The organism is Ornithinimicrobium panacihumi, from assembly GCF_052073805.1.
In the GTDB taxonomy this organism is placed as follows: Bacteria; Actinomycetota; Actinomycetes; order Actinomycetales; family Dermatophilaceae; genus Ornithinicoccus; species Ornithinicoccus panacihumi.
Window position 1 is genome coordinate 289,830 of record NZ_JBQGWG010000001.1, and the last position, 22,404, is coordinate 312,233.

The window sequence follows — 22,404 nt, forward strand, 5'->3', positions numbered from 1 at the left end:
TGCCTCAGCGCTCGTGCACGCGCGCGGTCCAGCGGTAGCGGCCGGCCTGCTCGGGGTCGCCGAGGATGCCGGTGAGCAGGTCGCGCGGGGCGGGATAGTCCTCGCCGAGGGCGGAAAGATATTCATGGTGCGCCTCCAGCGAGGCGACGGCGCGGTCGAAGTGCCCGGTCACGTCCTCCTCGTGCGTGGGGTCGCCCACCCCGGACACGGCGACCCAGCGCACGCCCTCCCACGGCTCGAGGCCCTCGTCCACCAGCTCGGGGAAGATCCACCGGTTGCCGGCGGCGGCGACCGCGTCGATGACCGCGAGCCCGACGTTGCGGTGGTCGGCCTGGTTGAGATGCCCTCCGGGGAAGGTCAGGTCGTGGTTGATGGTGGTGACCAGCTGGGGCCGACGCCGTCGGATGTGCCGGGCCAGCTCCCGTCGCAGCGCCAGGTTGGCCTCGACGATCCCGTCGTGGAAGCCGTCGAGGAAGTCGACGACCTCGACGCCGACCTCGCGCGCTCCGTCGCGCTCCTCCTGCTCCCGCACCGGTCCGGCCCGCTGGGGCGCCATCGTCGCGATGCCGGCCTCGCCGCGCGTGACCAGCAGATAGGTGACCTCGGCGCCCTCGTCGGTCCAGCGGGCGACGGCGGCCGAGGTGCCGTACTCGAGGTCGTCGGGGTGGGCGACGATGCACAGCACCCGGTCGATCTCGGCGGGGAAGGGCTCCAGAACGCTCATGCCACCCACCCTCCCACCGCGGGCGGAGCCCCGCATCGTGGCAGGCTGGCAGCCATGGGCACCGAGCACTTCGACACGCACGCAGCCACCTGGGACGACAACCCCGACACCGCCCGCCGCGCCGCGGAGGTGGCCGCCGCGATCGCGCAGGCCGTGCCGCTGGCGGGCACGGACCGGGTGCTGGAGTACGGCGCCGGCACCGGACTGGTCACCCAGGCGCTCGCCGACCGCGTCGGCGCGGTCACCCTCGCGGACAACTCCTCCGGTATGCGGAAGGTCCTGGGCGACAAGATCGCCGCCGGCGTCCTGCCCCAGGGTGCGAGGGTCTGGTCCCTCGACCTGGAGTCCGACCCCGTGCCGGAGGGGGAGGCCTTCGAGGTGGTCATCTCCTCGATGGTCCTGCACCACGTCACGGACCTGGCGACCGTGCTGGAGGCATTCGCGCGGCTCCTCGTGCCCGGCGGGCACCTGGCCGTCGCCGATCTGGACCGGGAGGACGGCAGCTTCCACGCCCACCACGACAGCTTCGAGGGGCACCACGGGTTCGACCGCGGCGAACTGACGTGGGAGCTGGAGACGGCGGGGTTCGCCGAGGTGAGCGTCACCGACTGCGCGACGATCGAGAAGGAGGGAACCACATACCCGGTCTTCCTGGCCGTCGCGCGGAGGTGAGGGCGACGATTAGGGCCGCCCGGCACCCCGCTGATATCGTTGGTCCTTGCCGTCTGAACGGCCGCGGATCCAGAGTGCCCTGGTGGACATGCCCAGGATGCGCCGCGCAACGAGAGAAATGGAGTCGCCCATGGGGCTGGACACGTCTGTCAAGGCAGAGATCATCAAGGAGTACGGCACGACCGAGGGCGACACCGGCTCCCCCGAGGTTCAGGTCGCGCTGCTGACCCAGCGCATCAAGGACCTCACCGAGCACGCCCGTGAGCACAAGCACGACCACCACAGCCGTCGTGGCCTGCTGCTGCTCGTCGGCAAGCGCAAGCGCCTCCTCCGCTACCTCGAGGAGACCGACATCGAGCGCTACCGGTCGCTGATCAAGCGCCTGGGCCTGCGCCGCTGAGCTTCGCAGGGGAGCGGTTCCCGACCGATCGGGGGCCGCTCCTTTGCGTATGACGTGACCGGGGTGCGACCTCGGCGCGTCGGGGGACTGCCGTGACGGCATACTCCACCCAAGAAGGACCCAGCCGGGCACAACGACGATGCCCCGAGCTGAGCAGAGAGAGAAAAGGAGGACCCATGGAGGGTCCAGAGATCACTTTCGCCGAAGCCACCATCGACAACGGCTCCTTCGGCACCCGCACCGTCCGGTTCGAGACCGGGCGCCTGGCCAAGCAGGCCGGCGGTTCCGTCACCGCCTACCTCGACGACGACACCATGCTCCTGTCGACCACGACCGCGAGCAAGCACCCCAAGGACCACTTCGACTTCTTCCCGCTGACGGTGGACGTCGAGGAGCGCATGTACGCCGCGGGCAAGATCCCGGGCAGCTTCTTCCGCCGTGAGGGTCGCCCCTCGACCGAGGCCATCCTCACCTGCCGCCTCATCGACCGTCCGCTGCGCCCGACCTTCGCCAAGGGCCTGCGCAACGAGGTCCAGGTCGTCATCACCGTCCTGTCCCTCAACCCCGACCACCAGTACGACGTGCTGGCGATCAACGCCGCGTCCGCGTCCACCCAGATCTCCGGCCTGCCCTTCAGCGGCCCGATCGGCGCGACCCGCGTCTCGCTGATCGACGGCCAGTGGGTGGCTTTCCCCAACTTCTCCGACATCGAGCGCTCGACCTTCGACATGGTCGTCGCGGGCCGGGTCGTGGGCGATGACGTCGCGATCATGATGGTCGAGGCCGAGTCCACCGAGTCCACCTGGAATCTCGTGAAGAACGAGGGCAAGCAGGCTCCCACCGAGGAGATCGTCGCCCAGGGTCTGGAGGAGTCCAAGAAGTTCATCAAGGCCCTCTGCGAGGCCCAGGCCGAGCTCGCTGCCAACTCCGCCAAGGAGGTGCAGGAGTTCCCGCGCTTCCTGGACTACCAGGACGACGCCTACGCCGCCGTCGAGGAGGCCACCTCCGCCGACCTGGAGCAGGCGCTGCAGATCGCCGGCAAGCAGGAGCGCGAGGGCCGGATCGACGAGATCAAGGTCGCGATGAAGGGCACGCTGCTCGGCCTGCACTGGGACGAGGCCGGCGACTCCGACGTGACCGAGGACGCCCCGTTCGCCGGTCGGGACAAGGAGCTCGACGCCGCCTTCCGCGCTGTCCAGAAGAAGCTGATCCGCGAGCGCATCCTGCGCGACCAGGTCCGCATCGACGGCCGTGGCCCCAAGGACATCCGTGCACTGTCCGCCGAGGTCGAGGTCATCCCGCGGGCCCACGGCTCGGCCATCTTCGAGCGTGGCGAGACCCAGATCATGGGTGTGACCACCCTCAACATGCTGCGCATGGAGCAGCAGCTGGACACCCTCTCCCCGGTGACCCGCAAGCGCTACATGCACAACTACAACTTCCCGCCCTACAGCACCGGTGAGACCGGCCGCGTGGGCTCCCCGAAGCGTCGCGAGATCGGGCACGGTGCGCTCGCCGAGCGTGCGCTCATGCCGGTCCTGCCGACCCGCGAGGAGTTCCCCTACGCGATCCGTCAGGTCTCCGAGGCGCTGGGCTCCAACGGCTCAACCTCGATGGGCTCGGTCTGCGCGTCCACGATGTCGCTGCTCAACGCCGGCGTGCCGCTGCGCGCCATGGTCGGTGGCATCGCGATGGGTCTGGTCTCGGCCGAGGTCGACGGCAAGATGCAGTACGCCGCGCTGACCGACATCCTCGGTGCCGAGGACGCCTTCGGCGACATGGACTTCAAGGTCGCCGGCACCAAGGAGTTCGTCACCGCGATCCAGCTGGACACCAAGCTCGACGGCATCCCCGCCGACGTGCTGGCCGGCGCGCTGACCCAGGCCCGCGAGGCCCGTCTGCACATCCTGGACGTCATGGCCGAGGCCATCGACACCCCGGACGAGATGAGCCCGTTCGCGCCGCGCGTCATCGCGGTCAAGGTCCCCGTGGACAAGATCGGTGAGGTCATCGGCCCCAAGGGCAAGATGATCAACCAGATCCAGGAGGACACCGGCGCCGACATCTCGATCGAGGACGACGGCACCGTCTACATCGGCGCCACCGACGGCCCCTCGGCCGAGGCCGCCCGGGCCGCGATCAACGCGATCGCCAACCCGCAGATGCCGGAGGTCGGCGAGCGCTTCCTGGGCACCGTGGTCAAGACCACGACCTTCGGCGCGTTCATCTCGCTGCTGCCCGGCAAGGACGGACTGCTGCACATCTCCGAGATCCGCAAGCTCGTGGGTGGCAAGCGCATCGACGCGGTCGAGGACGTGCTGTCGGTGGGCCAGAAGGTCCAGGTCGAGCTCAAGGAGATCGACCCGCGCGGCAAGCTCTCCCTGGCTGCCGTCGTCGAGGGTGAGGGTGGCGACTCCGCCGCTGCCGGTGAGGGTGCCGAGGCGCCCGCCGCCGACGGTGCCGGTGTGCCGGCGGCCGCCGCGGCCGCCGAGGCCCCCGAGCTGCCCGGTGTCGACGCGTCCACCCCGGTCGCGGACGCTGAGGGCGCCGGTGCCGACACCTCGGACGACGCTGGTGAGGACGCGCGTGGCGAGGGCGGCGAGCGCCCCCGCCGCCAGCGCCGTCGTCGCGGCGGTCGTGGCCGTGGCAACGGTGGCGACAACGGGTCGGACAACGGCGGCGACGGCGGCTCCGACGAGTGAGCTGATCGCGTGAGTTGATCGCGTGAGCTGATCGCGCGTTCGGGCCGGCCGTGGGAATGGCTGAGCCCGGACGAGAAGAGGGCGGCCCCGGAGAGATCTCCGGGGCCGCCCTTCGTGTCACGGAGTGCTGCCCTGGTCGCTCAACCCGTGAGGCGCCTCGTCAGGCAGCGCTGCGGCGGCGCGGGGCGGCCTTCGTGGGGCCGACCTGCCAGCGCATCTCCATCCGGGTGCGGCCGTCTGGGCCGGTGACCGGGATCCAGGTCAGGACGCCCTGCTGCTTGCGTGCGCTCAGATGACGGAGCCGGGGCATGAGAACCTCCTTGTCGTCCCTGCCGGTGGTGGACACCCCTCTGTGTTCACCTGTTGTTCACCTAATGTAGCCACGACGATCCGTTGCTGTCGAGCATCTGCCGCCGCTGCGGCGTGGCGCTCACGCGAGCTTCGCCACCTCTTGCGCGCTTGACCGGGGCACAGTGAGAAGGCTCCAGACTCCGCTGGAGACATGCCGGGGCCCCGGCAGAGCTCGTGTCCGCCGGGGCCTGGCTGGCCGTGTCGTGGCTGGTCCGAGCCGGAGTGGGTCGGATGCGGCCCTCGGAGTCAGTCCTCCGTGATGACGGGAGCGCAGTCCTCCACGGTCCAGCGCATCTCCATGATGGGGCGACCCCAGACATCGGTGCCGGGGACCCAGGTCACCTCGACGTTGCGGCGACGGTGCTTCATGTGGATCCACCTCCTCGGGTAGTCGTTCACCTTCTGTTCATCATCCTAGCCCGGAATGGGTGAAAAGTGAACAAAAGATGAACTCGCACGTCGCGGGTGCTCTAGGGTCTGGGGGCTCTCGGAGCAGACCGTGTCGCGGTGGGTGGCAGACAGTGTCGCCGGTCGTGGATGAGGAGGTGGGATGTCTGGGAGGCCAGGTTCGCGGCCGCTCAGGCGCGCGGGGGCCCGGCGGGGCCGATCGTGCGGGTCGCGGCCGTGACGAGCTGCTCGAGCGGACCGCGGACCTTCGAGGCGGCGAAGAGGGCGCCCAGGGCTATCGAGACGGCGGAGTGCACCGAGAGGGCGAGCGGGCCCTTGTGGTCCAGGGGGGAGGCGAGCACGGCCACGTGCGTGGAGTAGAGCGTCAAGGTCATAGCCCCGGCCCCGCCGACGACGTGCCACGGCACCGAAGTGAGGGCGTGCACCAGCCACAGGCACAGCCCGGTCACCAGCAGCGCGCTGCCGATGGTGTGGGCCAGGTCGATGATGCTGCCGCTGTGCGGCGACCAGACGCCCAGCCACCAGGGCGTCCCGGTGGGGTGCGTGCCGTAGAACCCGGTCCGCAGCTGGGTGTCCAGCTCATCCCACCCGGCGACGGGGCGACGGGGGTCGGCGACCAGGGCCGCGCGCACCTCGGGCCGTGAGGTCAGCGCCACCGAGACCGCCACGGTCGCCGACGCCAGGAGGGCGCCGCCCACCGCGAGCCGCCCGGCCACCCAGCCGGAGTGCAGGTCCAGCCTGCCCACGGCCATCCCGGCGAACAGATAGGCCGCCCAGGTCAGCACCGGGTAGTAACCCGTCAGCAGCAGCTCGGACCCCAAGGTCAGCGGGTCGGCCAGGCTCTGGATCGAGGGCACCAGCTTGGCCGGGGCCTCGACCTGCCGCCTCAGCAGCAGGCTCACCACGGGCGCCACCAGGACCCAGGCCGCCGCGAGCCACGCGAGCCGTCCCGCGCTCCATGTCAGCACCGGGATGGCGCACAGGAAGAGCAGGCCGTAGAAGGTCAGGATGACGGCCAGGCCCGAGTCGAGCTGACCCAGGACCAGCCCGATCACGGCCACCGCCAGCGCCCGCACCGCCAGCCGCCCCCGGGCCAGCCCCACCTCGCCACGCCCGATCGCCGACCGGCTCGCCAGCACGATGCCGACCCCGGCCAGGACGGCGAACAGCGCCGACGACCGCCCCGCCACCACCTGGAAGAGCGGGTCGACGCCGCCGGGCGCGTCGGGCTGGCGGGATGTGGTGAGGTGCGCCGCATACATCCCCAGGAGCGCGAGCATCCGGGCCAGGTCGATGCCGACGACCCGTCGGCCGCCGGCGGAGCCGGAGGGCAAGGTCACGTCCATGCCCGCACCAGGGCTGCGACGACCGCCGCCGCGGCCACGACCACGATGAAGGGGGCGCGCAGCAGCAGCAGGACGAGCGCGGCGCCGATGCCGGCCGCCCGCGCATCGACGGTCGGTATGCCGTGCCCGTCCAGGAATCCTTGGGTCACGATCAGGGACGAGAGCAGCGCCACGGTCAGGAGCGGGACGACCCGCTCGATCCACGGCACCTCCAGGATGCGCTCGGGGACCAGATAGCCGGCGAACTTGGTCAGGAAGGCCAGCAGGCACGCGGCCACGACGGCCAGCCACAGGCTCATCGGGGCTCACCGTCCTCGAGGTGGCGCAGCGCCTCGGCGTCGCGGGTGACGGGCTCGAGCCTGCTCGGGTCGGCCTGCTCGGCCCCGCCCCGGCCCCGATCCCGCAGGCCGATCACCAGGGCGGCGCAGGCACCGATGAGGACCTCGACGCCGGTCGGGGTGAAGGGGGCGGCGACGAGGGTCAGGATCATCGCCAGCGCGGCCGTGGCGATCGGCCCGGTCCGCCCGTCCTCGCCGCGACCGAACAGGCGCGGCCAGACCAGGGCTACGAAGGCGGCCGCCGCGGCGGCGTCGAGGCCGTAGGTCTTGGGGTCGCCCATGGCGCTGCCGGCGAGGGCGCCGAGCAGGGTCGTGGTGTTCCAGACGATGAAGAGCACCACGCCGGTGACGTAGAACCCGATGCGTGACTCCCGCTGGCCGTCCTGGGCCAGGGCGACGGCGGTCGACTCGTCGATGGTCAGCTGGGCGGTGAGCGGACGGAGCAGGGGGCCGGGGGCCAGCACGCGGGACAGCTCCAGGCCGTAGAAGCCGTTGCGCAGTCCCAGCAGGGTGGCGGTGGCCGCGGCGGCCAGGCCGCTGCCGCCGGTGCCGATCACCCCGTAGAAGGCGAACTGCGAGCCGCCGCTGAAGAGCAGCAGCGAGGTGAGCATCGTCTGGGCGACCGAGAGTCCGGCGGCCACGCCGAGCGCGCCGGCGCTGACACCGTAGAGGCCCACCATCCCGACGGCCAGGCCCTGACGGGCTCCGGGGCCACGCCACCAGGGTGTGGTGGGCGACAGGTTCACAGCGAGGTCACCAGGCGCACCTCGCGCGTCGTCCGGCCCTCCTCCACCTCGCGCTCGCGCCAGGCGCCGTCCGGCTCGAAGCCCGCCCCGCGCAGGAAGGCCTGCGTCGCGTCGGCGTCGGCCAGCACCCACACCGCGACCGTCGCGACCTCGTCCGACCCGGCGCGGAGGGTGTCGACCGCGGCGTTCAGGAGACGCGAGCCGTGGCCCTGGCGTCGGGCCTCGGGGTGCACCCCGCCGTCGTAGAGCATGCCGGTCGTCTCCACCTCGAGGCCGGGCTCCTCCGGTGCCGGGCCCAGGGACAGGTAGCCCACCACCTGCGCCCCGGCCGTGGCCACCATGAGCCGGTGGCGCGGCGAGGGCGGCGACTCCAGCGAGCGGCGCCAGACGTTGCCGAAGGCCGGACCGGTGAGCTGGTCCAGCTGCTCGCGGGGGAGGAGGTCGACCAGCTCGTGCTGCCACACGTAGGCCTGGACCAGCCCGACCGCCGGCGCGTCCGTGGGGCGACCGGTGCGCACCGCGGCGTCGGCCAGGGGGCCCGGGGCACCGTGCGATTCGTCGTGGGAGTGGCTCATCGCCCCAGTCTCCCACCTGGATGTTTGTGACAAGTTCACCGTCGATCGACGTCGGCACTGTCACAAAGGGGGTGATGTCTGGCAGACTGGGACCATGTATGGCAACGACTTCGGGCCGAGCGACGACGCCGCCCCTCTGAATGCCGCGGAGACCGAGGACTACACCACCGCTCTCCAGGAGTACTTCGACGGCCTCATCGCCGACGACCAGCGGATCGAGCCCCGGGACGCGATGCCCGAGGGCTACCGTTCCACCCTGATCCGCCAGATCGCCCAGCACGCCCACTCCGAGATCATCGGGATGCAGCCGGAGGGCAACTGGATCACCCGGGCCCCCAGCCTGCGCCGCAAGGCCATCCTCATGGCCAAGGTCCAGGACGAGGCGGGGCACGGGCTCTACCTCTACTCCGCCGCGGAGACCCTCGGCGTCGACCGCGCCGAGCTGCTCGACAAGCTGCACTCCGGCAAGCAGAAGTACTCCTCGATCTTCAACTACCCCACGCTGACCTGGGCCGACATCGGCACCATCGGCTGGCTGGTCGACGGCGCCGCGATCATGAACCAGGTGCCCCTGTGCCGCTGCTCCTACGGGCCCTACGCCCGCGCGATGATCCGCGTCTGCAAGGAGGAGTCCTTCCACCAGCGCCAGGGCTTCGAGGCGCTGTGGACCCTGTCCAAGGGCACCGAGGAGCAGAAGGCGATGCTGCAGGACGCCGTCAACCGCTGGTGGTGGCCCGCGCTGATGATGTTCGGCCCGGAGGACTCGGGGGAGAAGGCCAAGGACGGCCACACTGCCCAGAACATGGCCTGGGGCATCAAGCGCTTCAGCAACGACGACCTGCGTCAGAAGTTCGTCGACATGACCGTGCCGCAGGCGATCAAGCTCGGCATCACCCTGCCCGACCCGGACCTGCGCTGGAACGAGGAGCGCGGCCACTGGGACTTCGGCCAGATCGACTGGGAGGAGTTCTGGCGCGTCCTCAAGGGCGACGGCCCGTGCAACACCCAGCGGATGGCCACCCGGGTCGGCGCCCACGAAGAGGGCGCCTGGGTCCGCGAGGCCGCGGTCGCCTACGCCGAGAAGCAGGCGCGCCGCAGCGCCGAGGAAGGAGCAGTCGCGTGAGCAGCAACTGGCCGCTGTGGGAGGTCTTCGTCCGCGCCAAGAGGGGTCTGGCCCACGTGCACGCCGGGTCGCTGCACGCGCCCGACGCCCAGATGGCGCTGCGCAACGCCCGCGACCTCTACACCCGACGCCAGGAGGGCGTGTCCCTGTGGGTCGTGGCCTCCGAGGACATCACCGCCTCCAGCCCCGGTGAGCGGGACAGCTTCTTCGACCCGGCCGCCGACAAGGTCTACCGTCACCCCACCTTCTACGAGGTGCCCGAGGACGTGGAGTACCTGTGACGGGGAGCCAGTTCGCCGACGCCCAGATCGCCGGCTCCCGCACGCGACCCGAGCTCTCGGAGACCGAGCAGCACACCGCATACCTGCTCAGCCTCGGTGACGACGCGCTCGTCTACGCGCAGCGGCTCGGCTCCTGGATCGCCCACGCCCCCCAGATCGAGGAGGACATGGCCCTGGGCAACGTGGGTCTGGACCTGCTCGGTCAGGCGCGCTCGCTGCTGACGCGCGCCGGTGAGGTCGAGGGCGAGGGTCGGGACGAGGACGCGCTGGCGATGCTGCGCGACGAGCGCGAGTTCCGCAACGTCCACCTCGTGGAGCAGCCCCGTGGCGACTTCGGCCAGGAGATGGCCCGGATGCTGTGGTTCTCGGCCTACCAGCACGAGCTGTGGTCGCGGCTGACCGACTCGGCCGACGAGACCCTCGCAGGGATCGCGCAGAAGGCCATCAAGGAGGTCGACTACCACCGCGACCACGCCACCCAGTGGGTGCTGCGGCTCGGTGACGGCACCGAGGAGAGCCACGCCCGGATGCAGGCCGGCCTGGTCGCGGTCCACCCCTACGTCGCCGAGCTCGGCGAGGACTACCCGGCCGCACGGTGGGCCGCGGACGCCGGCATCGGGGTGCTGCCCTCGACGCTCGCCGATGCCGTCAACGCCTACGTCGGCGAGGTGCTGGAGCGAGCCACCCTGAGCATGCCCGACGAGCCCCGCTGGCACGCCCGCGGCGGACGCGACGGCATCCACTCCGAGTCGATGGGCTACCTGCTGGCGGAGATGCAGCACATCGCGCGCAGCCACCCCGGCGCCACCTGGTGAGGGGAGGAGGAGCAGGTATGGAGTCGCGCACCCCGGGCGGTCCCGTCACCGACGAGCTCCTCGAGGGTCTCCTGCAGCAGGCCGAGGCTGCGGTCAAGGAGGTCCCGGACCCCGAGATCCCGGTCATCACGATCTATCAGCTCGGTGTCATCCGTGACATCCAGCGGGCCACCTTCGAGACGGGCGGGGGCCTGCGCGTGACGATCACGCCGACCTACTCCGGCTGTCCGGCCATGAAGGTGATGGCCGACGACGTCCGTGCCGTCGGCGTCCGGCTGGGCGTGCCCGTCGAGGTCGTGACCCAGCTGTCGCCGGCGTGGACGACCGACTGGATGCACGAGGAGGGCAGGGAGAACCTGCGCCGCTTCGGCATCGCCCCGCCGACCGGCGAGCGGGCGCACGGCGACGGGAAGGGACCCGCCGGTGGTGGCCCGGTCGCCCTCACCCTCCAGAAGCGCCAGGTGACCTGTCCGCTGTGCGGCGCGGAGGACACCGAGGAGGTGGCCCGGTTCGGGTCGACCCCCTGCAAGGCCCTACGGCGCTGCCTGACCTGCCGCGAGCCCTTCGACGAGTTCAAGACCCTGTAGGAGACACCTTCGTGAGCCTGATCACCACCCAGCCGACGCGCCGCCGCGCGACCTTCCACGACCTGACCGTGAGCCGTGTTGATCGGCTCACCGATGACGCGGTGGCGATCAGCCTCGCGGTGCCGGAGGAGCTGCGCGAGGAGTTCGCCTTCGAGCCTGGCCAGCACCTCACCGTCAAGGCCACGCTGGGCGGCGAGGAGGTGCGCCGGTCCTACTCCTGCTGCATCTCGCGCGCCGACTCCGCCAGCCGCGGCGAGGTCCGGGTGGCGACGGCGCGGGTCCCCGAGGGTGTCATGTCCTCCTGGCTGAACTCCGAGGTCAAGCCCGGTGACGTGCTCCAGGTGATGAGCCCGCTCGGCTCGTTCGTCTGCCCGACCGACCCGACCGCCCGCAAGCACCACGTCGGGATCGCGGCCGGCTCTGGCATCACCCCGGTGCTGTCGCTGCTGACCACGGTGCTGGAGGAGGAGCCGCAGTCGCGGGTCACACTCATCTTCGGCAACCGCCGCACCGACTCCATCATGTTCCTCGAGGAGCTGATGGACCTCAAGAACCGCTACCCGGGCCGCTTCACCCTGATCAACGTGCTCTCGCGCGAGGTGCAGGACGTCGAGCTGTTCACGGGGCGGATCGACCGGGCCAAGTTCGAGGAGTTCCTGGCCACCTTCATCCCCGAGGACGAGGTGGACGAGTGGTACCTGTGCGGTCCGTTCGAGATGGTCGAGACGGTGCGGACGGTCCTGGCCGAGCGTGACGTCGACGCGGCCCACGTCCACCACGAGATCTTCCACGTCGACGATGCCGGCACCCCGGTCCTGACCGAGGCCGTCGAGGTCGCTCCGGACGCGCCGCCGGTCGCGGTCGCCACCGTGACGCTGGACGGGCGCACCACGACCGTGCCGATGAGGTCCAAGGACCAGACCATCCTGGCCGCGACCCTGATCGAGCGGCCGGACGCACCCTTCTCGTGCACCGGTGGTGTCTGCGGGACGTGCCGGGCCAAGGTCGTCGACGGCGAGATCCGGATGGACCGCAACTATGCGCTGGAGCCGGACGAGGTCGAGCGCGGCTACGCCCTCATGTGCCAGTCGCACCCGGTCACCGACACTGTCACCATCGACTACGACGCCTGAGCCCACATCGTCGCCGACCGGGCCGACCCGGGCTAGCGCTTGTTGGCGTGTGCCTCAGGCTCGGGCAGCGGCGGCAGCCCCTTGGCCTCGCGGGCGGCCCGCACCTTGGCCCACCGCTGCGACCGCATCTGGAAGCGCGGGTCACGCATCCCGTGCTGGTCGGCGGGGCCCATGAAGGTGAGCAGGATGTACTTCGTCCGCCACAGCACCCGGTAGGGCAGGGAGAGTCCGGTGTTGTCCTTGGGGATGGTCAGCGCCACACGACCTACTCTAGAACAGGGCTCGGGTCGGCACCCGCACCCGTCCCGCAGCGCCAGGCCACCCCGTCCCGCAGCGCACGCCCACCCGTCCCGCGGTGCACGCCACACCCCGTCCCGCGGCACCCGCACCCGTCCCGCGGTGCACGGACCTCCGAGGGGCGAGGAAGCCTCATACCCCTCGGAGGATCTGCGCGGAGGTGCGTGGCCGGCGGTCGGGAGCTCAGGCGGAGGCGGCTGACGCCCGACGGATCCGGCTCGGTGCCCAGCTGAGCTTGCGGCGCGGGTCGAACGGCGTGAGCGCCGCCGGGACCTCCCCGGTGACCATCTGCTCGGCGAGCAGCTGACCGGTGATCGGCCCCAGCGTGATGCCCCACATGCCGTGGCCCCCTGCGACGAAGACGCGCTCGGAGTCGGTGCGACCGATGAGCGGCAGGCCGTCGGCGGTGCACGGACGGGAGCCGACCCACTCGTCCAGGCGGCGGTCCAGGTCGGCGCCGCGGAGCAGCTCGCGGGTGGACTCGACGATCGCGGTGATGCGGCGCGGGTCCAGCGGCTCGTCGGGGCGGCGGAACTCCATCATCCCGGCGACGCGCAGCCGCTCGCCCAGGGGCGTGATCGCCACCCGCTGCTCGGGGAAGTAGAGGGGCCCGGCGGGCATGTTGTCGGTCTCGACGCTGAAGGAGTAGCCGCGGCCGGCCTGGACCACCTGGGTGACGCCGTAGTGGTGGACGAGGTCGCCCAGCCAGGCGCCGGTGGCCACCACCACGGAGTCGTAGACGCCCGCGCCACCTGCGGTGGCGTCCAGCTTGACGGTGCTGCCCCGGTCCTCGATCTCGGTGACCTGGCTGCCGACGATGATCTCCCCGCCGCGCTCGCGGACCGAGTCGGCCAGGGCGTCGACGAACAGGGTCGGGTCCAGGTAGCGCTGCCCCCGGATCAGGACGGCGGCCTCGACGCTGTCGGCCACGGCCGGCTCGCGGCGGCGGGCCTCGTCGCCGGAGATGAGCTCATGGTCGACATGTCCTCCGGCAGAGGCGATCTGCTTGAACTCGTCGAGCAGCGTCTTGACCGCGGACACGTCGGTGTAGCCGGCGATGAACTGCTCGGCCTCGTGGGTGGGCGCCGCGACGCCGTTCGAGGTCAGGGTGTCGAAGGCCTCCAGCGACTGGGCGTTGACCGGGATGAGGGCCTGCATGGCCTTGTTCCAGCGGTTGGCCGTGCTGTGGCGCATGAACCCGGCGACGAACCTGGCGAGGCGCGGGTCTGCCTTGGGCGGCACGTAGACCGGGGAGGTCGAGCTCAGGACGGCGCTGATGCCGTACCGCAGCACCGCCGGCTCGGGGAGCGGGGTTGCGATCGCCGGGGTCAGCCACCCGGCGTTGCCCCACGAGGACCCGGCCGAGACGCCCTCCCGGTCGATGACCGTGACCTCGACCCCCTTCTCCTGCAGGAACCATGCGGTTGACAGCCCCACCATCCCCGCTCCGACCACCGCGACCCTGCGCGCACCGACGGACACACCGACCTCCTCGTCATGACAATGCCAACTTCCATCTTGACAGGCGGGGAGGCATTCCGACGAACCGGTGGGCCGGGAGGCTGTCCGGGGCACCCGTGCCGGCGGTGGGATCCTCAGCGGCGCAGGCCGAAACGGTCCATCATCCCAGGCTGGGGGAGAGGGTCAGCCTGGCACCCACCTGGGGCCACGAACTTCCGGTGAAGGCCCGTCGGGTCTCCACCTGGTGGGGTGGGTCAACTAGTGACGCAGGTCGTGCCAGGCGATGCCCAGCTCCAGGAGGAGCTCCCGCAGCAGGGGCAGGCTCACGCCCACGACTGCGTGGTAGTCGCCCTCGATGCTCGTGACATAGGGCCCGCCCAGGCCGTCGACGGTGAAGGCTCCGGCCACCTGAAGAGGCTCGCCGGTGGCGACGTAGGCCTCGATCTCGTCGTCGGACAGGTCGGCGAAGTGGACGAGGGTCGAGGCTGTGGCGCCCAGGGTGCCGCCCGTCCCCTCCTCGCGGTCGTCCACGACCCAGTGCCCGGTATGCAGCGTCCCGCTCCGTCCGCGCATCGCTCGCCAACGCTCGATGGCGATCTCCGCCGATCCGGGCTTGCCGTAGATCTCGCCCTCCAGCTCCAGGACCGAGTCGCAGCCGAGCACGATCGCCTCGGTCTCGTGCTCGGCGGCGACGGTCTCGCACTTGGCCCGGGCCAGGGTCAGGGCGACGTCGGCCGGCTCGAGCTCCCCGTGCCGGGCCCGTGCCTCGGCCAGGGCGGCGTCCTCGTCGACGCCGGAGACGATGACGTCCGGCCGGACTCCGGCGCTGCGTAGGGTGGCGAGACGGGCGGGGGAGGCGGAGGCCAGGATCAGGCGGATCACGCGGTCAGAGTAGTCGGAGCCCGTCCAGGACGACGAGGACGCCTCCTCCGCGGTCGGGCCGGTCGGTCCGGGGTGGTGGCGACTCTAGAACGGGGGTGGCTCGTCGCACTCTCGCTGGTCCCACGGTGTGTTCTTCGGCGGGGGCGACGAATGCTCCTGTGACTGCTTCTGTGACTGCTCCTGTTCCTGCTCGTGCTCCGGAGCCGGCCCCTCGCGGACCAGCCCCAGGACATCCTCCGGCGTCGGCGCGTCAGCGGGGGCGCCCGCTCGACGACGGCCGGTCTTGCGGCTGGTGTGGGTGATCCACATCCAGCCGGCCAGGGGCCCGCCGTGCTCGCCCGTGCCGGGGTGGTCGTCCTCATCGAGGAGGAAGGCGCCCGCGCCCCGGTGAGCGAGTGCTGCATACAAGGCCTGGTTGATCAGGTGCAGCCGATCCTCGAGGTCGACCCGCTCCGCGGGGTGGCCCTGCGACAGGGCAGGGTCCACCGGTGCGGCGTCGTCCAGGGCTTGTCGCCAGGGGCGGCCGAGGGCGGGGCCGGAGAAGTACTGCCGGTAGTCGTGCGGGCGCGTGGCGTAGCTCTGACCGAGGAGAGTCGACCAGGTCAGGTCGCGCCGATCGTTGATGATGCAGTCCCACCAACCTTTGGTCTTGAAGTCGTGCGGGCGCTTGGACAGCCCGGCCAGGTTGCGCACGGCCGTCGGTCCCTCATGGACAGGTCCCCATGGCACCACGTGGTCGAGCTCGCAGTTGACCATCGGTTGTCGTGGGCCAGGCGCTCGGGAGTAGACGTCCGCCGCGGCGATGTGTCTTCGCATTTCCGCGTTGGGCCGATAGCTGGTGATCGGCTCCAGGACGAGTCTTCCGTCGACCGGGTCGGTCAGGAGCCGGGAGAGGATGGTGCCGGGCTGGATCGCCAGCTCACGAGCGTGGCCGGGTGAGATGAAGGCGGGATGGCGGCCGATGATCTCACCGACTGCGCCGCTGGATGGCACCGTCGCGCCGCTGGACGGCACCGTCGCGCTGCTGTCGGCGGGCGGTACGTCCTTGCCTGGCTGTCCCTGATCAGGCTGCCCCTGATCGGGCTGTCCCCGATCGGGCTGTCCCTGGTCAGCCTGTCCCTGCTCAGACTGAGCCACGCTGTCCGCGCCCGGTAGCTCGAGCGGCTCCTGGCAGTGGGCGCAGGCGGCCTGCCCGCTGAGCACGTCCCACGGGACGATCACCTTCACGTGCACGGCCGGCTGAGCGTTGACGATCATGCTGATCCGCTCCAGGTCGGCGGGGGACAGGTCCTCCTCGTGCCCCTCGGGGAAGTCGAGAGTGCCGTGCAGCAGGAGGGCCGCGGCCACGTCGCATCGGAGCTGGTCGAGCGTCCGCGGGTCGCCAGCCTTGCGGAGCAGACGCGCGATCCGGTCGATGCGGGTGTGGACGCCGCACATGGTGACCAGGGGGCCGGTGAGGGTCAGCGTCGCCGTCCCGTCGTCATGGACGGTCATGCCTGCGCGACGGGCAGCATAGGCCGCCCTCCGGCGCGCACGCTCCGCCTGGACGTCGGCACCCTCCACCGCAAGGGCCTGGCGCTCCAGGGCGGCGCGGTACTGGTCGTGCTGCCAGGGGGAATCCCTGAGGTCGCCGTCCGGATCGAGCCTGGCCCGGTCCGCGGTCGCCGCCTCCGCCCCGAACATGGCTTCGGCGACCAGCGCGCCCTGCTCGTGGGGGAGTGAGCCGCACCGCTCCCAGAAGGCCTTGGCCTGGGTCCACGTGGCCCATCCCCGGTCGAGGGCCGTGACCACCTGGTCGCGGGTGGGTGCCGGGGCGCAGGCGAGCCCGACGAGGACACGTGCCTCGTGGACCCCTAGTCCGAGCTTGACCTCGAGCTCGGCGCAGGTGAGGCGTTTGGCCTCCGCGCGCCACTTCTTCCGCTGGGCCGGCGTGAGCTCCTCGACGGAGGTGAAGCCCTTGTGCGCGAGCAATGCGTGACCTGTGCTGGCCACGGTGAGCGCCGCGCCCTCGATGAGCCTGGCGTCCAGACCCGACCTTGAGGCGGCGAGGATGGCCAGGACCCCGAGGCTTGGATCTTCGGGAGCAGGGACGTCAGGCTCCGTCGTCGTCGCCATGGGGTCCCCCTCCCGGACTCGTCACCCGCCTGCTGATCGAACAGATGTTCTACATCAAAAGTACCCGATGCAGGCCTGGGATCAAGCACCTCGCCCGGCGTGTGGACAACCCGCCACGTGCCGTGGGGGATGTGGACAGGGCGTGCCCGAGACGACTCCCTCAGAGCTCGCCGAGCACCGCCGCACGCAGCGTGTCGAGACCGACGCCACCGATATCGAGCGCCCGACGGTGGAAGGCCTTGAGGTCGAAGTCCTCGCCCTCCTGCTCACGCACCGTGTCGCGCAGCTCGAGCCAGAGACGCTCGCCGATCTTGTAGGACGGTGCCTGGCCCGGCCAGCCCAGATAGCGGTCCAGCTCGAAGCGGACGAAGCCCTCTTCCATGTTGACGTGGTTGTTGAGGAACTCCCACGCCTTGTCATAGGTCCACTCGCCGCCGCCGACCTCCTGCGGGGCCTCGAAACCGCAGTGGACACCGATGTCGATGACCACCCGGGCCGCGCGGAGAGACTGGGCGTCGAGGAGCCCCATACGGTCCCCGGGGTCGTCCATGTAGCCCAGGTCCGCCATCAGCCACTCGCTGTAGAGCGCCCAGCCCTCCCCGTGCCCGGAGGTCCAGGAGTCGAGGCGGCGCCAGCGGTTGAGCAGCTCGGAACGGTAGACCGTCTGCCCGATCTGCAGGTGGTGCCCCGGCACGCCCTCGTGGTAGACGGTCGTGAGCTCGCGCCAGGTCGAGAACGTGGTCACGCCCTTGGGCACCGACCACCACATCCGTCCCGGCCGCGTGAAGTCCTCGGAGGGGCCGGTGTAGTAGATCCCGCCCGTCTGGCTCGGCGCGATCATGCACTCGATCCGCCGGACCGGCTCGGGGATGTCGAAGTGGCTGTCGGCGAGGTTGGCCACGGCCTCGTCCGCCTTGACCTGCATCCACTCTCGAAGCGCGTCGGTGCCCTCGAGCTGGTAGCGCGGGTCCTCGTCGAGGATCGCGACGGCCTCCTTGACGGTGGCGCCGGGACGGATCTGCTCGGCGGTCTCCTCCATCATCGCGGTGATCCGGGCCAGCTCCTCCTGCCCCCACCGGTAGGTCTCCTCCACGTCGATCGTGGCACCGAGGAACGAGCGCGACCGCAGGGCGTAGAGCTCCCGGCCGCAGGCGTCCGACTCCGGCGCCTGCGGCGCCAATTCTTCTTCCAGGTATGTGGCGAGCGCGGCGTAGGCCTTCTTCGCACCGTCGATCGCGGTCGCCAGCCGGGCCAGGGTCTGCTCGTCCTGGGCCTCCGCCTCGCCGGGGAGCGCGTCGAAGCTGCTCGCCTCGGTGCCGGCCTGGTCGCGGCACTGCTCGGCGACTTTGGTGACCTGGCGCAGGGGAGCGACCTGGCCCTGCTCGGCGCACCAGCGCAGGGCGGAGATGTACTGCTCCATGGCGGCCGGCACGGCGTCGAGGCGGGAGATGATGTTGCCCCAGTGCTGGGGGGTCTCCTTGGGCATCAGGTCGAAGATGTCTCGCACGCCCTGCGGAGCGGAGGCGATGACATTGAGGTCGACCGGGGCACCGCCGTCGAGGACCAGGTCCAGCTCTTCCTTCTGCAGGCCCAGCCGCTCGCGCATCGCAGCCGCGGTGACCTTGTCGACGTCGTCCTCCGGCGCCAGCCGGTCCAGCTCCTCCAGGGTCAGCGCACAACGGTCACGGAGCGCCCGCAGGCCCTCGATCGACAGGTCGTCGAGGCGGTCGTCCTGCCCCGGGACGCCCAGATAGGTCGAGTGCATCGGGCTCATCGCCACGATGGCGTCCAGGTAGGCCTCGGCGAGGCGATCGATCTCGGTCTGCGGGCGGGCCCCGCCGGTCTGGGTCGTGGTGTCGGTCACGTCAAGCAACCTACCTGCCCGCACCGACACCCGCGACGGCATGTCGGGCCTTCGGCCTACCCTGAAGGACGTGACGACGGATACCTGGGACCCTGGCCACTACTCGAGCTTCGCCGCGGAGCGGGACCGGCCGTTCACCGAGCTCCTGGCCCGGGTGCCGGCCGACGTGCAGGCCAGCAGGGTCGTGGACCTCGGGTGCGGTCCCGGCCGCGGGCTGCTCCAGCTGGGGCAGCGCTGGCCCGAGGCCGAGGTGGTGGGGCTGGACACGAGCGAGGCCATGGTGGCAGCGGCCCGTGAGGCGGGGGCGGACGCGCAGGTGGCGGACCTGCGGGAGTGGGCGACGGGGGACGACGTGGTCGACGTGCTGGTGTCCACGGCGACGCTGCAGTGGGTGCCCGGGCACCTCGAGCTGCTGCCCGACCTGGTGCGGCGCGTGCGCCCGGGCGGGTGGTTCGCGATGACGGTGCCGGGCAACTTCGGGGAGCTCAGCCACATCCTGCGGCGGCGCCTCAAGGCGAAGGATCCGTATGCCGAGCACGTCGCCGGGGTCGAGGAGCCGGCCAGCCACGACCCGGAGGCCTACCTGAAGGTGCTGGGGGAGCTCGGGGAGGTGGACTCCTGGGAGACCACCTATCTGCACGTCCTCGACCCGGAGGGCAACGACCCGGACCCCGTCTTCAGCTGGATCTCCGCGACCGGCGCGCGGCCGACGCTGGACGCGCTGCCGCCCGACCTGCGGGAGGACTTCGAGGACGAGCTCAAGGCCGGGCTGCGCCGGGCCTACCCCCGGTCCAAGGTCGGCGTCGTCCTGCGCTTCCGCCGGGTGTTCGCGGTCTGCCACGTGCGGGGCTGACCCCATGCTCACAGTCCCAGTCGTCCGCTCCACCAACGTGGCCGTCCCCAAGCCGGCCGGCGGTCGGGCACGGCGAAGGACCGGGATCGACAAGCACCCGACCCCGCAGATCGAGGTCTTCACGCCTGGGCCGAGCTATGGCGACGGTGGTGGGGTCGTCGGCGACCTGGTGGGGGACGAGAAGCACCACGGAGGGGCCCACAAGGCGGTCTACGCGTTCAGCAGGTCCGAGCTGGACCGCTGGGAAGCTGAACTGGGTCGGCCGCTGCGGGACGGCTGGTTCGGCGAGAATCTCACCGTAGACCACGTGGACCTCGAGGGGCTGCGGATCAACCAGCGGCTCAGGATCGTCCCGGCGTCGCGTGACCGGCAGGCTCCGGAGGACGAGGTGGTCCTCGAGGTGTCGGTGCCGCGCACGCCGTGCTCGACCTTCGCGATCCACATGGCCGAGCCGGGATGGACGAAGGCCTTCGCGCAGCGGGGCAGGTGCGGGGTCTACCTGCGGGTGATCAGGCCCGGCATCATCCGGCCGGGCGACCGGATCGAGGTGCTGCCGCCGCCCGACCACGACGTGACCATGAGGATCGCCTTCGCGGCCGCCATGGGAGATGACGATGCTGCGGCCGAGGTGGTCTCGGCAGGGTGCTACCCGGCGATGTACCACGACCGGCTGGTCCGTCGACTGGCCGATGCCAGGGGCTGACTGGCGGAGCAGCCGGGTCAGGCTCTGACCACGTGACGGGTCAGCGCGGGAGCCAGGGGGTCAGCGCGGGAGCCAGGGGGTCAGCGCGGGAGCCAGGGGATCAGCGTGGGAGGGCTGAGATCAGCGCGGGAGCGAGGAGGCGCGCCAGCCGCCGGGGCCCACCGCCGGACGCGGGCGGGCGAAGCGGGACCGGGCCGTCCACAGCGTCCGCTGCCGGCTCTGCCCCTCGACCTCCCCGCCACCGGCGGCCGAGAGCACGACGGTGAGGGCCGCCAGCTGCTCGGGGGTGGGATTGCCGCGCTCCACCCGGATGACCGGGGTCTCGCCGGAGGGCGCCGGGGTGGTCGTCGGCTCCCCCGTCGCCGCGGGCTCGCCCGTCACGCCCGGGGCCTCGATGGCGATGTCGGCGCTCACAGCGGGATGTTCCCGTGCTTGCGGGGCGCGCGGTTGGACCGCTTCGACCGCAGGTGGCGCAGCGCGCGAGCGACCTCGACCCGGGTGCGGGAGGGCTCGATCACCGCGTCGATGTAGCCACGCTCGGCCGCGATGTAGGGATTGGCGAGGGTGTCCTCATACTCCTGGATCCGGCGTGCGCGCTCGGCCTCGACGTCGCCACCGGCGTCGGCGACCTCCTGCAGCTGCCTGCGGTAGAGGATGTTGGCCGCGCCCTGGGCACCCATGACCGCGATCTGGGCAGTCGGCCAGGCCAGGTTGATGTCGGCCCCCAGGTGTTTGGAGCCCATGACGTCGTAGGCGCCGCCGTAGGCCTTGCGGGTGATGACCGTCACCAGCGGCACGGTGGCCTCGGCGTAGGCGTAGAGCAGCTTGGCGCCACGCCGGATGATGCCGCCGAACTCCTGGTCGGTGCCGGGCAGGAAGCCCGGGACGTCGACGAAGGTCAGGATCGGGATGTTGAAGGCGTCGCAGGTGCGCACGAAGCGGGCTGCCTTCTCGGAGGCGTCGATGTCGAGGGTGCCGGCCAGCTGCATCGGCTGGTTGGCCACGATGCCGACCGAGCGTCCCTCGACCCGGCCGAAGCCGACGACGATGTTGGGCGCGAAGAGCGGCTGGACCTCCAGGAAGTCCCCGTCGTCCAGCACCGTCTCGATCGCGGTCTTGATGTCGTAGGGCATCGTCGGGCTGTCCGGGATGAGCGTGTCGAGCGCCAGGTCGTCGTCGCCGACCTCCTCGTCCTCGCCGACGTCATAGGCGGGCGCGTCCTCGAGGTTGTTCTGCGGCAGGTAGCCCAGCAGCTCCTTGACGTAGTCGATGGCGTCGTCCTCGTCGCTGCCCATGTAGTGCGCCACGCCGGAGGTGGTGTTGTGCGTGCGCGCACCGCCCAGCTCCTCGAAGGTGACGTCCTCACCGGTGACGGTCTTGATCACGTCGGGCCCCGTGATGAACATGTGCGAGGTCTGGTCGACCATGACCACGAAGTCGGTGATCGCCGGGGAGTAGACGGCGCCACCGGCGCACGGGCCCACGACCAGCGAGATCTGCGGGATCACGCCGCTGGCGTGCACGTTGCGCTTGAAGATCTCGGCGTAGAGGCCGAGCGCCACGACACCCTCCTGGATGCGGGCGCCGCCGGAGTCGTTGATGCCGATCACGGGGCAGCCGATCTTCATCGCCAGATCCATGACCTTGACGATCTTCTCGCCGAAGACCTCGCCCAGCGAGCCGCCGAAGACCGTGAAGTCCTGGGCGAAGACCGCGACCGTGCGGCCGTCGATGGTGCCGTAGCCGGTCACCACGCCGTCGCCGTAGGGCCGGTTCTTCTCCTGGCCGAAGGCCGTGGAGCGGTGGCGGGCGAGGGCGTCCAGCTCGGTGAAGGAGTCCTCGTCGAGGAGGGCCTCGATCCGCTCACGTGCGGTCTTCTTGCCCTTGGCGTGCTGCTTCTCGACAGCTTTGGCGGAGCCGGCGTTGACTGCCTCGTCCACGCGGTGCCGATAGTCGTCCAGGCGGCCGCTCGTGGTGCGCAGGTCCGGGCCGGTGCTGCCGGTGCTGACGGTGTCGGTCATGGTTCAC

At 71.0% G+C, this 22,404-nt stretch carries 24 protein-coding genes; 10 read left to right on the forward strand and 14 right to left on the reverse strand.

The features are described 5' to 3' along the window. Positions 1-4: 4 nt before the first annotated feature. Positions 5-724, reverse strand: coding sequence for a PIG-L deacetylase family protein (locus ACTMMA_RS01390; protein ID WP_441188301.1), 720 nt, complete (start codon positions 722-724; stop codon positions 5-7). A 54-nt stretch (positions 725-778) separates the two neighbouring features. On the opposite strand from ACTMMA_RS01390, the gene ACTMMA_RS01395 reads away from it, so the two are divergent. The 3 genes from ACTMMA_RS01395 (at position 779) to ACTMMA_RS01405 (ending at position 4,498) form a co-directional block, all read left to right on the forward strand. Next, complete coding sequence (locus ACTMMA_RS01395; RefSeq protein WP_441188302.1) at positions 779-1,396, forward strand: class I SAM-dependent methyltransferase; 618 nt, start codon at positions 779-781, stop codon at positions 1,394-1,396. A gap of 130 nt (positions 1,397-1,526) precedes the next feature. After that, positions 1,527-1,796 (forward strand): 30S ribosomal protein S15, encoded by a 270-nt coding sequence (rpsO, locus tag ACTMMA_RS01400; protein WP_441188303.1) that lies wholly within the window; start codon positions 1,527-1,529, stop codon positions 1,794-1,796. 176 nt (positions 1,797-1,972) lie between these two features. After that, on the forward strand, positions 1,973-4,498 hold the full coding sequence (locus tag ACTMMA_RS01405; RefSeq protein ID WP_441188304.1) for a polyribonucleotide nucleotidyltransferase: 2,526 nt from the start codon (positions 1,973-1,975) through the stop codon (positions 4,496-4,498). Between the two features lie 160 nt (positions 4,499-4,658). Here ACTMMA_RS01405 and ACTMMA_RS01410 read toward each other — a convergent pair whose 3' ends face one another. The 6 genes from ACTMMA_RS01410 to ACTMMA_RS01435 form a co-directional block, all read right to left on the reverse strand. Further along, positions 4,659-4,808 (reverse strand): hypothetical protein, encoded by a 150-nt coding sequence (locus ACTMMA_RS01410; protein ID WP_441188305.1) that lies wholly within the window; start codon positions 4,806-4,808, stop codon positions 4,659-4,661. A 287-nt stretch (positions 4,809-5,095) separates the two neighbouring features. Beyond that, positions 5,096-5,248, reverse strand: coding sequence for a hypothetical protein (locus ACTMMA_RS01415; RefSeq protein WP_441188306.1), 153 nt, complete (start codon positions 5,246-5,248; stop codon positions 5,096-5,098). Between the two features lie 179 nt (positions 5,249-5,427). Then, entirely contained in the window at positions 5,428-6,603 is a 1,176-nt protein-coding gene (locus ACTMMA_RS01420) for a heparan-alpha-glucosaminide N-acetyltransferase domain-containing protein (protein WP_441188307.1), read from the reverse strand. Next, positions 6,594-6,902, reverse strand: coding sequence for an AzlD domain-containing protein (locus ACTMMA_RS01425; protein ID WP_441188308.1), 309 nt, complete (start codon positions 6,900-6,902; stop codon positions 6,594-6,596). The genes ACTMMA_RS01420 and ACTMMA_RS01425 overlap by 10 nt, the downstream gene beginning before the upstream one ends. Further along, positions 6,899-7,687: an AzlC family ABC transporter permease gene (locus tag ACTMMA_RS01430; RefSeq protein WP_441188309.1), complete on the reverse strand. Its 789-nt coding sequence runs from the start codon at positions 7,685-7,687 to the stop codon at positions 6,899-6,901. The genes ACTMMA_RS01425 and ACTMMA_RS01430 overlap by 4 nt, the downstream gene beginning before the upstream one ends. Beyond that, positions 7,684-8,262, reverse strand: a complete 579-nt coding sequence (locus tag ACTMMA_RS01435) for a GNAT family N-acetyltransferase (RefSeq protein ID WP_441188310.1) — start codon at positions 8,260-8,262, stop codon at positions 7,684-7,686. Before ACTMMA_RS01435 ends, ACTMMA_RS01430 begins: the two co-directional genes overlap by 4 nt. A gap of 94 nt (positions 8,263-8,356) precedes the next feature. On the opposite strand from ACTMMA_RS01435, the gene paaA reads away from it, so the two are divergent. Genes paaA through paaE form a run of 5 tightly spaced genes read left to right on the forward strand, consistent with a single transcriptional unit; the run spans position 8,357 to position 12,201 of the window. Next, positions 8,357-9,385 (forward strand): 1,2-phenylacetyl-CoA epoxidase subunit PaaA, encoded by a 1,029-nt coding sequence (gene paaA, locus ACTMMA_RS01440; protein WP_441188311.1) that lies wholly within the window; start codon positions 8,357-8,359, stop codon positions 9,383-9,385. Beyond that, positions 9,382-9,666 carry a 1,2-phenylacetyl-CoA epoxidase subunit PaaB gene (gene paaB / locus ACTMMA_RS01445; protein ID WP_441188312.1) on the forward strand — a complete coding sequence of 95 codons (285 nt, stop codon included), beginning with the start codon at positions 9,382-9,384 and terminating at the stop codon, positions 9,664-9,666. The genes paaA and paaB overlap by 4 nt, the downstream gene beginning before the upstream one ends. Further along, positions 9,663-10,481 carry a 1,2-phenylacetyl-CoA epoxidase subunit PaaC gene (paaC, locus tag ACTMMA_RS01450; RefSeq protein WP_441188313.1) on the forward strand — a complete coding sequence of 273 codons (819 nt, stop codon included), beginning with the start codon at positions 9,663-9,665 and terminating at the stop codon, positions 10,479-10,481. Before paaB ends, paaC begins: the two co-directional genes overlap by 4 nt. Before the next feature lie 17 nt (positions 10,482-10,498). Beyond that, positions 10,499-11,068, forward strand: a complete 570-nt coding sequence (paaD, locus tag ACTMMA_RS01455) for a 1,2-phenylacetyl-CoA epoxidase subunit PaaD (RefSeq protein WP_441188314.1) — start codon at positions 10,499-10,501, stop codon at positions 11,066-11,068. An 11-nt stretch (positions 11,069-11,079) separates the two neighbouring features. Then, positions 11,080-12,201: a 1,2-phenylacetyl-CoA epoxidase subunit PaaE gene (paaE, locus tag ACTMMA_RS01460; protein WP_441188315.1), complete on the forward strand. Its 1,122-nt coding sequence runs from the start codon at positions 11,080-11,082 to the stop codon at positions 12,199-12,201. A 32-nt stretch (positions 12,202-12,233) separates the two neighbouring features. Here the strand turns inward: paaE and ACTMMA_RS01465 are convergent, their stop codons facing one another. The 5 genes from ACTMMA_RS01465 to ACTMMA_RS01485 all read right to left on the reverse strand — a co-directional run bounded on the left by ACTMMA_RS01465 (position 12,234) and on the right by ACTMMA_RS01485 (position 18,862). Further along, positions 12,234-12,461 carry a hypothetical protein gene (locus ACTMMA_RS01465; protein WP_441188316.1) on the reverse strand — a complete coding sequence of 76 codons (228 nt, stop codon included), beginning with the start codon at positions 12,459-12,461 and terminating at the stop codon, positions 12,234-12,236. A gap of 220 nt (positions 12,462-12,681) precedes the next feature. After that, positions 12,682-13,980: an NAD(P)/FAD-dependent oxidoreductase gene (locus ACTMMA_RS01470; protein WP_441188317.1), complete on the reverse strand. Its 1,299-nt coding sequence runs from the start codon at positions 13,978-13,980 to the stop codon at positions 12,682-12,684. A 237-nt stretch (positions 13,981-14,217) separates the two neighbouring features. Continuing rightward, entirely contained in the window at positions 14,218-14,841 is a 624-nt protein-coding gene (locus tag ACTMMA_RS01475) for a Maf family protein (RefSeq protein ID WP_441188318.1), read from the reverse strand. An 84-nt stretch (positions 14,842-14,925) separates the two neighbouring features. Further along, the gene (locus ACTMMA_RS01480) at positions 14,926-16,956 is read right to left on the reverse strand and encodes a hypothetical protein (RefSeq protein WP_441188319.1); all 2,031 of its coding nucleotides are present in this window, start codon (positions 16,954-16,956) and stop codon (positions 14,926-14,928) included. Between the two features lie 160 nt (positions 16,957-17,116). Further along, positions 17,117-18,862: a DUF885 domain-containing protein gene (locus ACTMMA_RS01485; protein WP_441188320.1), complete on the reverse strand. Its 1,746-nt coding sequence runs from the start codon at positions 18,860-18,862 to the stop codon at positions 17,117-17,119. Between the two features lie 28 nt (positions 18,863-18,890). Here ACTMMA_RS01485 and ACTMMA_RS01490 point away from each other — a divergent pair, with 28 nt between their 5' ends. Further along, complete coding sequence (locus ACTMMA_RS01490) at positions 18,891-19,673, forward strand: methyltransferase domain-containing protein (protein WP_441188321.1); 783 nt, start codon at positions 18,891-18,893, stop codon at positions 19,671-19,673. Positions 19,674-19,677: 4 nt separating this feature from the next. Further along, complete coding sequence (locus tag ACTMMA_RS01495; protein ID WP_441188322.1) at positions 19,678-20,376, forward strand: MOSC domain-containing protein; 699 nt, start codon at positions 19,678-19,680, stop codon at positions 20,374-20,376. Between the two features lie 120 nt (positions 20,377-20,496). Here ACTMMA_RS01495 and ACTMMA_RS01500 read toward each other — a convergent pair whose 3' ends face one another. Together ACTMMA_RS01500 and ACTMMA_RS01505 are read right to left on the reverse strand one after the other, a co-directional pair. Further along, the gene (locus ACTMMA_RS01500; RefSeq protein ID WP_441188323.1) at positions 20,497-20,790 is read right to left on the reverse strand and encodes an acyl-CoA carboxylase subunit epsilon; all 294 of its coding nucleotides are present in this window, start codon (positions 20,788-20,790) and stop codon (positions 20,497-20,499) included. Next, a complete protein-coding gene (locus tag ACTMMA_RS01505; protein ID WP_441188324.1) occupies positions 20,787-22,397 on the reverse strand; it encodes an acyl-CoA carboxylase subunit beta in 1,611 nt (536 codons plus the stop codon). Before ACTMMA_RS01505 ends, ACTMMA_RS01500 begins: the two co-directional genes overlap by 4 nt. Positions 22,398-22,404 lie beyond the last annotated feature (7 nt).

Bases quoted from the DNA above. Each gene is read 5' to 3' on its own strand.
- ACTMMA_RS01390 (WP_441188301.1), bottom strand. From the start codon at position 724: ATGAGCGTTCTGGAGCCCTTCCCCGCCGAGATCGACCGGGTGCTGTGC.
- ACTMMA_RS01395 (WP_441188302.1), top strand. From the start codon at position 779: ATGGGCACCGAGCACTTCGACACGCACGCAGCCACCTGGGACGACAAC.
- rpsO (WP_441188303.1), top strand. From the start codon at position 1,527: ATGGGGCTGGACACGTCTGTCAAGGCAGAGATCATCAAGGAGTACGGC.
- ACTMMA_RS01405 (WP_441188304.1), top strand. From the start codon at position 1,973: ATGGAGGGTCCAGAGATCACTTTCGCCGAAGCCACCATCGACAACGGC.
- ACTMMA_RS01410 (WP_441188305.1), bottom strand. From the start codon at position 4,808: ATGCCCCGGCTCCGTCATCTGAGCGCACGCAAGCAGCAGGGCGTCCTG.
- ACTMMA_RS01420 (WP_441188307.1), bottom strand. From the start codon at position 6,603: ATGGACGTGACCTTGCCCTCCGGCTCCGCCGGCGGCCGACGGGTCGTC.
- ACTMMA_RS01425 (WP_441188308.1), bottom strand. From the start codon at position 6,902: ATGAGCCTGTGGCTGGCCGTCGTGGCCGCGTGCCTGCTGGCCTTCCTG.
- ACTMMA_RS01435 (WP_441188310.1), bottom strand. From the start codon at position 8,262: ATGAGCCACTCCCACGACGAATCGCACGGTGCCCCGGGCCCCCTGGCC.
- paaA (WP_441188311.1), top strand. From the start codon at position 8,357: ATGTATGGCAACGACTTCGGGCCGAGCGACGACGCCGCCCCTCTGAAT.
- paaD (WP_441188314.1), top strand. From the start codon at position 10,499: ATGGAGTCGCGCACCCCGGGCGGTCCCGTCACCGACGAGCTCCTCGAG.
- ACTMMA_RS01480 (WP_441188319.1), bottom strand. From the start codon at position 16,956: ATGGCGACGACGACGGAGCCTGACGTCCCTGCTCCCGAAGATCCAAGC.
- ACTMMA_RS01485 (WP_441188320.1), bottom strand. From the start codon at position 18,862: ATGCCGTCGCGGGTGTCGGTGCGGGCAGGTAGGTTGCTTGACGTGACC.
- ACTMMA_RS01495 (WP_441188322.1), top strand. From the start codon at position 19,678: ATGCTCACAGTCCCAGTCGTCCGCTCCACCAACGTGGCCGTCCCCAAG.
- ACTMMA_RS01505 (WP_441188324.1), bottom strand. From the start codon at position 22,397: ATGACCGACACCGTCAGCACCGGCAGCACCGGCCCGGACCTGCGCACC.